This is a genomic window from Pelomicrobium sp. G1, from assembly GCF_051905455.1.
Lineage (GTDB): Bacteria > Pseudomonadota > Gammaproteobacteria > Burkholderiales > UBA6910 > Pelomicrobium.
Genome location: NZ_JBQACR010000163.1, coordinates 1 through 373, shown reverse-complemented (window position 1 = coordinate 373; position 373 = coordinate 1). Strand labels below are relative to the sequence as shown.

The 373-nt window shown below is 47.7% G+C and carries 1 protein-coding gene; it reads right to left on the bottom strand.

All coding sequences use genetic code 11. The features are described from left to right. Positions 1 to 164: 164 nt before the first annotated feature. Positions 165 to 373 (bottom strand): hypothetical protein (locus ACTFO6_RS17985; protein WP_439935774.1); only part of this gene is annotated, 209 nt, incomplete at its 5' end.

The following is a 373-nucleotide window of genomic DNA, read 5'->3' as shown; positions in this document are numbered from 1 at the left end:
GTTGCTTTGGTGGGTGGGTATGCCCCAGTGCTTCAAAAAGGTTTTGGGTTGTGCTTTAGCTGAACCTGGTCTTTTAAGTTCCGCTATCGGATCGACGTTTGACTCCAAATCGGCATAAGCTGCCAAAGCAAGCTCGGCTTGATCGAAATACTTACTAATCGAGGTCATTGCGTCTCTCCGGTTTTGTTGTGATCTTTAATAAATATCCTTTTAATCAATGTCACTTCACCCGCCTCTTTAGGGCATCCGTATGATGAACTATGCCATGGCCCTGGAATGTCACCACCCCGCCTGGAGTAACTAACGGCTTCGCCTAGGAGCTTTCCGTCCGAACGTCGAAGGATCTGATAATGGTCTCTCCATACTTCGGGAT